Annotated in this window: 14 protein-coding genes and 1 riboswitch; of the genes, 4 read left to right on the top strand and 10 right to left on the bottom strand. The window is 48.4% G+C overall.

Features of this window, described 5'->3' with window-relative positions; translation table 11 throughout:
* Positions 1-99: 99 nt before the first annotated feature.
* Genes cbiE through ABDK92_05390 form a run of 9 tightly spaced genes read right to left on the bottom strand, consistent with a single transcriptional unit; the run spans position 100 to position 6745 of the window.
* On the bottom strand, positions 100-759 hold the full coding sequence (cbiE, locus tag ABDK92_05430; protein ID MEN3186066.1) for a precorrin-6y C5,15-methyltransferase (decarboxylating) subunit CbiE: 660 nt from the start codon (positions 757-759) through the stop codon (positions 100-102).
* Between the two features lie 2 nt (positions 760-761).
* Positions 762-1826, bottom strand: a complete 1065-nt coding sequence (cbiD, locus tag ABDK92_05425; GenBank protein MEN3186065.1) for a cobalt-precorrin-5B (C(1))-methyltransferase CbiD — start codon at positions 1824-1826, stop codon at positions 762-764.
* Positions 1813-2457 (bottom strand): precorrin-8X methylmutase, encoded by a 645-nt coding sequence (locus ABDK92_05420; GenBank protein ID MEN3186064.1) that lies wholly within the window; start codon positions 2455-2457, stop codon positions 1813-1815. Before ABDK92_05420 ends, cbiD begins: the two co-directional genes overlap by 14 nt.
* Entirely contained in the window at positions 2454-2825 is a 372-nt protein-coding gene (locus ABDK92_05415; protein ID MEN3186063.1) for a CbiX/SirB N-terminal domain-containing protein, read from the bottom strand. Before ABDK92_05415 ends, ABDK92_05420 begins: the two co-directional genes overlap by 4 nt.
* Positions 2825-4180 (bottom strand): cobyrinate a,c-diamide synthase, encoded by a 1356-nt coding sequence (locus ABDK92_05410; protein MEN3186062.1) that lies wholly within the window; start codon positions 4178-4180, stop codon positions 2825-2827. The genes ABDK92_05415 and ABDK92_05410 overlap by 1 nt, the downstream gene beginning before the upstream one ends.
* Entirely contained in the window at positions 4177-5016 is an 840-nt protein-coding gene (locus ABDK92_05405) for an ABC transporter ATP-binding protein (GenBank protein MEN3186061.1), read from the bottom strand. The genes ABDK92_05410 and ABDK92_05405 overlap by 4 nt, the downstream gene beginning before the upstream one ends.
* Positions 5016-5726 (bottom strand): CbiQ family ECF transporter T component, encoded by a 711-nt coding sequence (locus ABDK92_05400; GenBank protein ID MEN3186060.1) that lies wholly within the window; start codon positions 5724-5726, stop codon positions 5016-5018. Before ABDK92_05400 ends, ABDK92_05405 begins: the two co-directional genes overlap by 1 nt.
* Positions 5716-6000: an energy-coupling factor ABC transporter substrate-binding protein gene (locus ABDK92_05395; protein ID MEN3186059.1), complete on the bottom strand. Its 285-nt coding sequence runs from the start codon at positions 5998-6000 to the stop codon at positions 5716-5718. The genes ABDK92_05400 and ABDK92_05395 overlap by 11 nt, the downstream gene beginning before the upstream one ends.
* The gene (locus ABDK92_05390) at positions 5990-6745 is read right to left on the bottom strand and encodes an energy-coupling factor ABC transporter permease (protein ID MEN3186058.1); all 756 of its coding nucleotides are present in this window, start codon (positions 6743-6745) and stop codon (positions 5990-5992) included. Before ABDK92_05390 ends, ABDK92_05395 begins: the two co-directional genes overlap by 11 nt.
* A 26-nt stretch (positions 6746-6771) precedes the next feature.
* A riboswitch (cobalamin riboswitch) is annotated at positions 6772-6955 on the bottom strand.
* Positions 6956-7072: 117 nt separating this feature from the next.
* Here ABDK92_05390 and ABDK92_05385 point away from each other — a divergent pair.
* Genes ABDK92_05385 through hydE form a run of 4 tightly spaced genes read left to right on the top strand, consistent with a single transcriptional unit; the run spans position 7073 to position 10093 of the window.
* The gene (locus ABDK92_05385) at positions 7073-7504 is read left to right on the top strand and encodes an Rrf2 family transcriptional regulator (GenBank protein MEN3186057.1); all 432 of its coding nucleotides are present in this window, start codon (positions 7073-7075) and stop codon (positions 7502-7504) included.
* Positions 7505-7541: 37 nt separating this feature from the next.
* Entirely contained in the window at positions 7542-8654 is a 1113-nt protein-coding gene (gene nifS / locus ABDK92_05380) for a cysteine desulfurase NifS (GenBank protein ID MEN3186056.1), read from the top strand.
* The gene (gene nifU / locus ABDK92_05375; protein MEN3186055.1) at positions 8647-9042 is read left to right on the top strand and encodes a Fe-S cluster assembly scaffold protein NifU; all 396 of its coding nucleotides are present in this window, start codon (positions 8647-8649) and stop codon (positions 9040-9042) included. Before nifS ends, nifU begins: the two co-directional genes overlap by 8 nt.
* Positions 9020-10093, top strand: coding sequence for a [FeFe] hydrogenase H-cluster radical SAM maturase HydE (hydE, locus tag ABDK92_05370; protein ID MEN3186054.1), 1074 nt, complete (start codon positions 9020-9022; stop codon positions 10091-10093). Before nifU ends, hydE begins: the two co-directional genes overlap by 23 nt.
* Here hydE and ABDK92_05365 read toward each other — a convergent pair.
* The gene (locus tag ABDK92_05365; protein ID MEN3186053.1) at positions 10090-11298 is read right to left on the bottom strand and encodes a 2,3-bisphosphoglycerate-independent phosphoglycerate mutase; all 1209 of its coding nucleotides are present in this window, start codon (positions 11296-11298) and stop codon (positions 10090-10092) included. The genes hydE and ABDK92_05365 overlap by 4 nt on opposite strands.
* Positions 11299-11335 lie beyond the last annotated feature (37 nt).

The raw sequence follows: 11335 nt of genomic DNA, 5'->3' as shown, positions 1-11335 counted from the left end.
CGATTGCTATCGTTCCGATACCCGCTCCCACATCCCACAACGTTAAATCCTCCCGCAGGCGCAGTTTAGATAACACCACCACCCGGATTTCCTCTTTGGTCATGGGAACATGGTCACGTCGAAATAAGCGGTCGGGGATACCGAAAAAGAATGGGTACACCGCTGAATCACCACCAGGTTCAATCCAAATTTGTCTTCACTCCGTGCCAGCTCTTCGACCGAAAAGCGCTGAACGGATTCGTCCTCGTAAGAAAGATGTTCTCCCACGTACATCACACAACCATTGATACCAGCCTCTAAAAGCATTCGAGCAATGACCACAGGGGTATGGTGTGCATCGGTGAAAACCACAACAGTTTGATGGTGTTGTACGAGGGAAATGATCTCTTCTCTTCGCCCATGGAGACTCACCACCGCAACATCTTTAAGAGGGATTTGTAACCGGGCCAACATATACTGAAAACTGCTGATTCCTGGGATGATTTCCACTTCTCTGGGCGGCACAAGACTGAGCACCCAGTCCATTACTCCAAAAAGCAATGGGTCGCCACTGGCGAGCACCACCACTTTCTGAAAACCCTGCAACACTCGTTCAAGGTCCGATTTCCCCTGCAAGGGAATTCTTTCTCCTTTTGCCATGGGAAACAGAGCCAGAAGACGCCTCCCCCCTACGAGGACTTCGGCTTCCTCGATGCGCTGGCGAGCCAAAGGAGTGAGGTATAACGGATTTCCCGGACCAACACCCACCACGCTCACCATCGTTATCCCTCTGCTTTCCCCAAAAACCCTCGCTGCAGGGAAAAAACCTCTATCACCACTTGAATTTTCCCCTCAGTATACTCCACAATCCTCTTTCGAACCCTCTCGGCAACAAAGTGCCCAAATCCCATAAGCGAAACGCCCTCCTCCTCCAAAACCTGGAGTACTTCTCCCGTAAGGGAAGCAGCAAAAATACGCGCTATGGCCTTTTGAGACACACCAAAAAAAGCTGCAAAAGAAGCCAAAATCTCTATTCGGGCATCAGCTACGCGAGAATCAAGCAGAAAAATCCCTCCTGCCACTTTCACCATCTTTCCCAACTCTCCGATAAGGTACACCCTCCCAAAACCAAAAGAAACGACCTGCTCCAAAGCAAAACCTAGAAAATTCCCACACGAAACGATGAACTCATCAGAAAATCCCTTTTTCCTCGCATACTCCCGACCGTAATTCCCAAAAACGAGAATCACCTCTTGCACTCCCTGATGGGCAATAACTGAAAGTTCTGCCCGAATCGTTCCCAAAAATCCTTCTACCGAACGCGGTATCACGATACCGGTGGTCCCTAAAATCGAAAGCCCCCCTACAATCCCCAAACGGGGATTAAAGGTTTTTAAAGCCACTTTCTCCCCCTCTGGAATGCTCACCACAAGCTTCACTCCACCTCCTTGACCCAACACGCTCTGAACCTCTCTTCGAATCATCCTCTCTGGAACGGGATTAATTGCCGGAAATCCTGGAAGAACGGGAAGACCAGGTTTGGTGACCCGACCTACACCTTTTCCACCCAAAATGGTTACGTGCTCTTTTTGTTTTTGGGCCGAAACCACAATAAGAAGGCCGTTAGTGACATCGGGATCATCCCCACCGTCTTTACGAATCGCTGTCCAGGCTATATCCCCTTCTCTCCGTTGCCACGTCACCGGTAGAGCCAAAAGGTCTCCATGAGGAAGAGTAATAGTAATCACCTGACTCTCGATACCCTGTAAAAGCAAAACACTCCCTTTGGCAGCGGCTGCGGCGCAGGACCCAGTGGTATACCCCAAACGACCCCTATCCCCTACCATGTTTTCCCTCCAAGACTAAATGGCACAGAGCATGAAAAATCGCTACCGCAACCGGTGTTCCCCCTTTCGGACCCATGGTGGTGATGGAGGGAAGGGAGGTATCCCGAAGAGCCTTTTTGGCTTCTTCCGCACCCACTAAACCCACTGGTACCCCAATAACCAGGGGCGAAGAGAACACCCCTTCCTGAAAAAGCTCCACCAAGGTAAAAAGAGCGGTCGGTGCATTCCCAATAAGGACAACCGCCTCTTTAACCCGCAAAGCCACATACCGCATGGCAGCCATGGCTCGAGTAATTCCCTTTTTCTGGGCTAACTGTTCTACCCCTTCTTCTTCAAGGATACATCGGACTTCTCCACCCATGGCTTCCAAAAGTCCCCGGTTAATGCCTGCTTTGGCCATCCGGGTGTCAGTGATCACCAAGAAACCCTTATTAAGAGCTGCAAGACCACTTTCTACAGCATCAGGGGAGAAATAAAGATTTTCAGCATATGAAAAATCAGCTGTAGCATGGATCACCCGTTCTACGATCACCCGTTCCACAGGAGAAAATTTTTTTTCTGCAATCCTTGCCCGAATAATACGGAAGCTCTCCTCTTGGATGGTTTCAGGATCCCGAAGGTAATCTTTCACTGTATTTCCTTCCTCTCTCCCTGAATTCGATCAAGAAGAATCGCAACCAGGCGCGGATCATAACCCAAAGGTTCGGTAAGAAAAAACCGCACATCGGGGTACTGACGTAACATGGTTTGCAGAATCGCAGGAATATCCTCAACCACATGGGTTCCAGAAGAAAGAAAAGCCGGCACCACGGTAACCTTTCGAATCCCCTCTTGCCACAACGACGCGATGACCTCTTCAAGACCAGGGTGCTGAAATTGAAGGTACGCCAGTCGCACCGGATATGGCAATTGTGAAGCTACCTCTTGGCATATTTGTTCCATGACCCCCTGAGAACCCTCCCGACGACTTCCATGCACCACAATGACCACAGCCTCCATCACGACATCCCTCTTGATGCAAATGTCCGACACGCCTGGGCAAAACGTTGAGCAACATGGGAAAAGGCAAAAAAATCGATGTGGAGATACGTGGCTAAAACATTTTTTTTCATAAAACCACACTGCCAACTCTGTCCACCCTGCGGTTTCTCTATCCGATAGGTTGTACGCTCACCATCATCCACGGTCCGGGAATAGTGAAATTCGTGCCCCCGAAAGCGCATCCCTTTCGAAGCAAGTAAGTTGTCCCTAAGAGTCAAAGCCTGGGCATAACCGAAACGTTGCAACCGAGAGGTCATCTCCACGTGCAGGTTTAAAACGCCCACCATGGGAAAGACTTTGCCATGTACCCACAAGGTTTGCGAAAGATACATCAAACCACCACACTCGGCATAAATCGGCATTCCTCGGATTGCCAATTGCCAAATGGCTTCCTTCAGACGCCGGTTCGCACACAGCTGAGAAACAAAAACCTCCAGAAAACCGCCTCCTAAATAGAGTCCTGAAACCCCTTCCGGGAGATGCTCATCATTCAGAGGACTGAATGGCACAAGTTCAACTCCCGCTTCATTCAGGCTTTCAAGACTACTCTGATAGTAGAAGTGGAATGCATCATCGTACGCATATCCCACTCGGACAATCTTTGGATTTCCCTGTTTTTGAAAAGGAATGGTCCGAACTTCCCCCACCATCTGCCAAAGACTCTCTTTATCAGCATTTCGCGAAAAAACCTCAACAATCCGTTCAACTCTCTCCCTCATTCCGGCTTCTCTTACGGGTACAAGACCAAGATGGCGTTCGGAAAGGATTAACTCTGGATCATCAGGTAAGAAGCCCACCACCGAAAGTCCTGTATCCCGCTCAACGCTTTGTCGTAACCTCTGAAGATGATTATCGTTCCGTACCCGATTCAGAAAAACACCCCGAATCGTGACACCCGGGTCAAAATCTCGAAAACCTCGAACCAGGGCCGCAACACTCCCGGACATTCCCCGAGCGTCAACCACCAAAACCACCGGTAACGAGAGAATCTTCGCTATCTGAGCACTGCTTCCCAGATTCTCTGCTCCCAGACCATCAAAAAGACCCATCACACCTTCCACCACCGCAACCTCTCCACTATTCGCTCGTGAACGGAAGAGGTCTTCCAACCTTTCTTGTCCTAAAAGGAAAAGATCAAGGTTATACCCTTTCCTCCTACAGACCAACTGATGATATCCCGGATCGATGTAATCAGGACCCACCTTGAAGGGAATAACGTTATGGAATTTACTCAAAAAACCCATGAGCCCGATACTCACCGTGGTTTTCCCCACTCCACTGTGGGTTCCAGCCAAAAGAATACCCTGGGTCATCCTACTTCACCCTTTTTTCGCAATCGAGCAAGGAGCGTCTCCACCCGACGGGGAAGAACACCATCTAAGCATCCCTGTTCTTGAAGAGCTGTTGCAACCTCAAAAAGGAGAGGACGCCGCCAGGAATCCCGTTCAAGGAAAGGCTTGGCAGAAAAAACCTCTTCCGGAAAACCTTCCACGAGAACCATTCCCTTCTCGAGAACCACCACCCAGTCAGCGAGGGTATAGGCAAAATCAACATCGTGGGTAGCAAGGAGTATCTCTTTTCCATTGTGATACAGTCCCTCAATGATTTCCAAAAGGTCCCTTTTCCCTCTCTCGTCCAGATATGCAGTCGGTTCATCAAAGAGAATCACCTCAGCATCCATGGCTAATACATCGGCAATCGCCACCCGTCTTTTCTCTCCATAACTTAAGAAATGAATGGGGCGATCTCGTAATGATTCGATACCCATCAGTGCCAAAGCCTTTTCTACCCGCTTTCGGACTTCTTCTTGGGTCAGCGAAAGATTCATCGGACCAAAGGAAACTTCTTGCAAGACTGTTCCCGCAAAAAGCTGCGTATCAGGATCCTGAAAAACAATCCCTACCTTCCGGCGCAATTCCCGTAAGGAAGAACGGGTGTAGGAAATCGGTTCCCCCCGAAACAGGATTGTTCCTCTTTGAGGTTGTATGATTCCAACGAGGTGCAAAAAAAGAGTCGACTTACCCGAACCATTGGCACCCAAAAAAACCACTTTTTTTCGAGGAGGAACCCGAAGGGAGAGGTCGTGAAGAGCCATTATTCCCGTAGGGTAAGAAAAACATACTCCCTGCGCCTCGAAAAGCCACATCATCACCACCACCGTCCCCCTAAAAAAATCAGAAATACACCACCCATTCCCACGCTCAAAAGAAGAAACACCCTTGGAACACAAAGAGGTCGAAATGGTGGTGGAAGCACTGCGAGTTCCCCTTCAAACCCCCGAGCTTCCAGTGTAAAACGAAACTGCTCCATAGTACGAAAGGTATAGATAAACAGTCCTCCCACCAGGAGTGCCAGTGTCCGTAAACCTTGCCGATAGGATCGATAGCCCAACCGAGCCTGTTGAGCAAGGTAAATCTTTTCGGCCCTCCCAGAGAATAGGAAAAGGTACCGGTAAGTAAGAAGGGCAATATCGTTGACGATTTTGAGGGAGCGGAAACTCCGGAGGAACCCCAGCAAATCCGGAATAGGGGTGGTGGAAGCAAACAGTAAAAAAGAACACCAAATAAGAAAGGAACGTAGAGCGAGCCGGACTCCCATGTCCATACCCCCTCGGGAAGAGAACATCACCACCAAAACACCTGGTAGGATGAAAAAAAGTGGTATGAGCAGAAGTTTCCCCAAAAGTCGCCAGGAAACCCCACTCCAGAAAAAAAGCGAGAAAACCACCAAGGTAAGACTAAGGTGAATCCAAGGAAAAGGAAGAAACCCCCATAAAGAAAACAAAAGAAAGAGCAACAGTTTCTCCCCTGGATGGATGAAACGCCAAGAACTCTGGTATGCCAGACGGTCAATGAGCACTTTTACCCCTCTTGAGCCGCCACAAGCTATAGCCACCCAGTCCTATACCAATCAAAATTTGGAGGACAAACAGGGCTTTCTCTCCTCTTTCGCTGGGTTCAAAAAAATTTTGAACCCAGGGGCGGTACTCTGGGTTGAGTTCCCCAACAGCCGAAGAAGCCCGATCATCGGCTCCTTCTAAACCAAAATCAACAACGATGGAAATCACAAAAAGCATCACCAGAACTACAAAGAGCGTCAAACCAAGCACCATTCCATTTCGCTTAGCGAACATGACTTATACCCTCCCTCGAAAAATCCAGAGCAGCTTCTCCTGCATAGTTCTGCAAAAAAGAAATAACCAGAACCGCTAAAATCCCCTCTCCAACCGCCAGAGGCACCTGGGTAATGGCAAAAATGGCAAAAAATCTCTCGGCCGAAGCGAAAACACCACCCTGTGCTGCAGGAAAAGCCAGGGCCAGTTGAAACGAAGTCACCACATAGGTGATAAGATCAGCCAGAGCGGCTGCCAGAAACATAGAAATCTGAAATGATACGTTCCACCTCTTCGTCCAACGATATACACCGTAAGCAAAGAAAGATCCAACAACGGCCATTGAGAAAGCATTCGCCCCTAAAGTGGTGAGTCCTCCATGAGCTAAAAGCAGAGCCTGAAACAAAAGCGCGACTGACCCAACCACAACCATCGGAAAAGGTCCAAAAAGTACCGCACCCAAACCAACGCCGGTGGGATGGGAAGAACTCCCAGTTACCGAGGGTAATTTCAAGGCCGAGAGTACAAAAACAAAAGCACCGGCAAAACCAAGGAAGACCTTTCGGGAGGGATCCGGAAGCACCCGTTTTTTAATGGCGATAATCCCCAGAACCAAAAAGGGAATGTAAAGAGCATACCAGAAAAGGCACCACCCTAAAGGAAGGAAACCTTCCATGATGTGCATGGCAAAAGCCGGACGCGGAAGGAACGCCAGGTGGAACAAAAAGAGCAAAACGAAAAGAGGAACAGATTTTTTGAGAGACATACCTACACCTCCTCATCGCTCGTAAGTCAGTGTATCCCGATACAGGTAGGTCTCCTGGCTTGAAGGTTCAAACCTACTTGACTCGCCTTCCCGGCAAAACGCCAGTGGCACGGTGAGTCTTTCGTCCCTTCTCACAGTGGCGGGACCGCACCGGATTTGCACCGGTTTCCCTTACACCTGCATCAAAGTTCTTATACTATTTGAAAAAGTCTTTGTCAAGACAAGAGAATAAAAAATTTTCTCAGATTGCCTTGCCACATATTTATTGATACTATATAATTATAAAAGATTATCAAATTAGTATACTTAAAAATACGGAGGAATGAAGTGAAGGTTTCGACTCGATTGCGCTATGGTTTGCGATTACTGCTTGATTTAGCACTTCATGCGGAGAACGAACCCATACCTCTTAAAGATGTTGCGGAGCGGCAACAGGTCTCCCTCCATTACCTGCGCCAACTCACTTTACCCCTTGAGGCTTCAGGTTTAATTCGCAGTATGCGGGGTAACAGAGGAGGATATGTGCTTGGTCGTTCACCAGATAAAATTTCACTTCTCGAAGTGGCCCAGGTTTTGGAAGGACCACTCTACCTCACCGAGTGTGTGAACGACGCCTCCTGCTGCAGTCAATTTCCCATATGTCGGACAAGAAGAGTCTGGGTAGAGCTCTCTTCGGCCATAAAAAAAATCCTTGCGCAGAAGAGTCTCCAAGACCTTACAGAAGAAAGAGGTGAGAACCTTGATTTACCTCGATTATAATGCCACCTCCCCCTGCGATCCCCAGGTGTTGGAAGCAATGCTCCCCTTTTTCAGGGAAAAATTCGGTAATCCCTCTTCGCTTCACACCATGGGGCGGGAGGCAAAAAACGCCATCGAAGAGAGTCGAGCAAGAATTGCCCGATATATTGGTGCCAAAGAAGAAGAAATCATTTTCACCTCTGGTGGTACCGAAGCCAATAATCTTGCCATTCGAGGCATTGTTAACGCCTATCAGAAGAAGGGTAACCATATCATTACTTCCCAGATTGAACACCATGCGGTACTGAAGGTCTTCCAGGCACTGGAAAAAGAAGGGTTTATGGTAACCTACCTTCCTGTAAGTCAGGATGGACTTGTCAACCCAGATGAATTTCGAAAAGCCATAACTCCGAAAACAATTTTCGCTTCCATTATGCATGCCAACAATGAAACCGGCGTCATCCAGCCTATTGCGAAACTCGCTCAAATTGCCAGAGAATATGGAGTTATTTTCCATACCGATGCGGTTCAGACGGTGGGAAAATTGAAAATTCAGTTGGGAGAGTTTCCCGTAGACCTCCTTTCTGCTTCTGCTCATAAATTTTATGGACCAAAGGGAATTGGTTTTCTCTACGTGAGGAAAGGGGTACGAATCACCCCACAGCTTTTGGGCGGATCGCACGAACGCGCTAAAAGAGCCGGAACTGAGAACGTTCCCTCTATCGTGGGAATGGGAAAAGCCCTGGAAATCTGCGAACAAGAACGAGAAGAGGAAAATCAGAAAATTCAGACTCTACGTGATTTTCTGGAAAATGGCATTCTTGCGGAAATCCCTGAAGTGACCGTTGTAGGTCACCACTCTCCCCGGCTCCCTAATACAAGCCTTGTCCTTGTCAAGTATGTGGAAGGTGAATCAATGCTCCTTAATCTTGACTTTGCCGGAATCTGTGTCTCCAGCGGTTCTGCTTGCACTTCCGGATCCCTAGAGCCATCTCATGTACTTTTAGCCTGTGGGTATCCACATGAAATCGCTCACGGTTCGGTACGTTTCAGCCTGGGGAGATGGAATACCATGGAGGAAATGAAAGAAGTCGTTCGAGTGTTTCCTTCTATTGTCGAAAAACTTCGTGGCATCTCTCCATTTGGAAAAGAGGTGATGCACAATGTATAATGAGAAAGTTCTGGAGCACTTTCGTAACCCACGTAATGTGGGAAAAATAGAGAACCCGGACGGCATGGGAAAGGTTGGAAATCCAGTTTGCGGTGATGTCATGGTGATGTACCTTAAAATCAAAGACAATATCATCGAAGACGCAAAGTTTGAAACCTTCGGTTGTGGTGCCGCCATCGCCACCTCTTCCATGGCCACCGAGCTCATCAAAGGGAAAACCATCGAGGAGGCTCTTTCTATCACCAATCATGCGGTGGCTGAGGCCTTAGGGGGATTACCGCCACACAAGATGCACTGTTCGGTTCTAGCCGAAGAGGCTATCCAGGCAGCAATCAATGATTATCTCCAAAAAAAGAGGCAAGGCAATGGAAACGCACCATTATCGTGAACTACTCAATAAACTGGACCAGAGAGAAAACCTGGAAATACCTGAAATCACTCACCTTCTGGCTTGTGACGACCAGAAGGTGATTGAGCATCTTTTTTCTTTGGCTGACCAGAAACGCCAGCACTACGTGGGCAACGAGGTTCATCTACGAGGACTCATTGAATTTTCAAATATCTGTCGCAAAAATTGCCTATACTGTGGTTTACGTCGGGACAATCGCCGTCTTCAACGGTATCACATGGGCGAAGAAGATATTTATGAGTTGGGGAAAAGAATAGCCCATCTGGGGATTAAAACCGTGGTCCTTCAATCTGGGGAAGATCCCTTTTACGATGCGAAAACCATAGCCCGCTTGGTAAAGCGCTTGAAAAAACTGAATGTCGCCATCACGTTGAGTATTGGTGAACGGAAAAAGGAAGAATACGCATTATGGCGAGAAGCCGGCGCAGATCGATACCTTTTGAAGCAGGAAACCTTCGACCGGGAACTTTTCCGTAAACTCCATCCGGACGACGACTACGATGCACGTTTGGAATGCCAATATATCCTTAAAGAACTCGATTACCAGGTGGGGAGTGGGAATATGGTGGGACTTCCCGGTCAAAATGAAGAGTCGTTAGCAAACGACATCAAACATTTTCAATTGTGGGATTTTGACATGATTGGGATAGGACCGTTCATTCCCCACCCGGATACACCGCTGGGCACCTTCCGGATGAAAACGGAAAAGAAATACCTTCTCACTTTGAAAACTCTTGCTCTCACCCGCATTCTGACCAAAACTGCTCTTATTCCGGCCACCACTGCCTTGGGAACCCTGGTCCCTGGTGGAAGAGAAAAAGCGCTCCAATGCGGTGCCAATGTGCTCATGCCTAATTGTACTCCGTCTATTTATCGGACTCAGTACACCATTTATCCGGGAAAAATTTGTGTCACCGAGGAATGGGGTTTGTGCCTTTCCTGCATGAAGCAGAAAATCGAAAACCTGGGAAGGAGAATCGCCGACACCCACGGTCATCGCCAGAAAACCCCCATTCCCAGTTCGTTTTAAGCCCCAAATTTTCCCAGTCGCAAGGCGTTCGCCAGAATAAAGTTCATGAGAAAGCAGGCTGGAAATTGTCCCAGATACCCTGTTCGGCAATCTCGCTCGGTAAACCGCTCTGCTCCGTCACTCCCAGCAAAAGGAGAATGGAGCAGTACCGGAGACGGATGCCAGGAATGACCATGAAGGAGGGAAGGGGTAGAGTGGTCACCGGTTACAACCAGAACTCCCGGGTTCAGGGCCAGGATTTCTGGAATAAACCGATCCAGATACTCGATACACTTAACCTTTCGGACAAAATCACCATCCTCACCTGCCTTATCGGTATCCTTGTAGTGCAGGAAAAAGAAATCATAATTTGCCCAGTTTTCCTGCAAGCACTGCACTTCATTTTGTAAATCACCCTCTAAATCCGGGGTATCAAAGCCAAAGAGACGGGCAATTCCCTTATACATGGGGTAAATGGCAATCGCCAAGGATTTCAATCCATATCGTTCAGGAAACTTTTCCAGTACCGGTGATTGAGAAAATCCCCGCAGGAGCATGGTGTTAGCCTTCGGCTCATTTTTGATGAATGCTTGTGCCTGCTCCAAGAAAATCTTGAGCACACGGGAGGTTTTTTCTGAACCCTTTTCCAGGGCAACCGGCTCATAAGCTCGAAATCCCTCTTTCTGGGGATCAGTGTCCTTCACCCGATCGCCAAGACCCGGTCCACGCAAAATGATGACAAACCGGTGTTCCTTGCCAGGTTTGAGGATTATCTCCACATCCTCGATTTTCCGAATTTTTTCGCTTAACTTCCCCACCAGACGCACACATTCCTCCGTCGAGATTCGTCCAGCCCGCCGGTCCACAATGACTCCATCTTCGTTCTGGGTGGCAAAGTTTGCCCGAGCTGCGACATCTCCCTCCTGAAGATGCAGACCCACTCCCAGTGCTTCTAAAACTCCACGACCGATTTGCAGTTCTTCCGGATTATACCCAAAAAGACCAATATGACCAGGACCACTCCCCGGAGTAACACCATATGTCACCGGGGTCATAAGCCCCAAAACACTCTTTTTCGCCAGAGTGTCCAGGTTGGGAGTCAAGGCAGCTTCGAGTTCGGTTTTCCCACCAAAATCTGGATGTGGAACGCCTCCGACCCCATCAGCAACCAAAAGAACAATTTTGCTCTCTCCCTTTTTTAGCAATTCCTTCAAATTAACGGGCATTTCAGTCAACCTCTCTTTCGTTGTTTTCCTTTTTATC

This window comes from Atribacterota bacterium (assembly GCA_039638595.1).
Taxonomy (GTDB): Bacteria; Atribacterota; Atribacteria; order Atribacterales; family Caldatribacteriaceae; genus Profundicultor; species Profundicultor thermophilus.
This window is presented reverse-complemented; position numbering and strand designations above follow the sequence as displayed.

Coding starts and splice junctions, on each gene's coding strand:
- cbiE (MEN3186066.1), bottom strand. CDS start 759: ATGGTGAGCGTGGTGGGTGTTGGTCCGGGAAATCCGTTATACCTCACT.
- cbiD (MEN3186065.1), bottom strand. CDS start 1,826: ATGGTAGGGGATAGGGGTCGTTTGGGGTATACCACTGGGTCCTGCGCC.
- ABDK92_05415 (MEN3186063.1), bottom strand. CDS start 2,825: ATGGAGGCTGTGGTCATTGTGGTGCATGGAAGTCGTCGGGAGGGTTCT.
- ABDK92_05410 (MEN3186062.1), bottom strand. CDS start 4,180: ATGACCCAGGGTATTCTTTTGGCTGGAACCCACAGTGGAGTGGGGAAA.
- ABDK92_05405 (MEN3186061.1), bottom strand. CDS start 5,016: ATGATGTGGCTTTTCGAGGCGCAGGGAGTATGTTTTTCTTACCCTACG.
- ABDK92_05395 (MEN3186059.1), bottom strand. CDS start 6,000: ATGTTCGCTAAGCGAAATGGAATGGTGCTTGGTTTGACGCTCTTTGTA.
- ABDK92_05390 (MEN3186058.1), bottom strand. CDS start 6,745: ATGTCTCTCAAAAAATCTGTTCCTCTTTTCGTTTTGCTCTTTTTGTTC.
- nifS (MEN3186056.1), top strand. CDS start 7,542: ATGCTCCCCTTTTTCAGGGAAAAATTCGGTAATCCCTCTTCGCTTCAC.
- nifU (MEN3186055.1), top strand. CDS start 8,647: ATGTATAATGAGAAAGTTCTGGAGCACTTTCGTAACCCACGTAATGTG.
- hydE (MEN3186054.1), top strand. CDS start 9,020: ATGGAAACGCACCATTATCGTGAACTACTCAATAAACTGGACCAGAGA.
- ABDK92_05365 (MEN3186053.1), bottom strand. CDS start 11,298: ATGCCCGTTAATTTGAAGGAATTGCTAAAAAAGGGAGAGAGCAAAATT.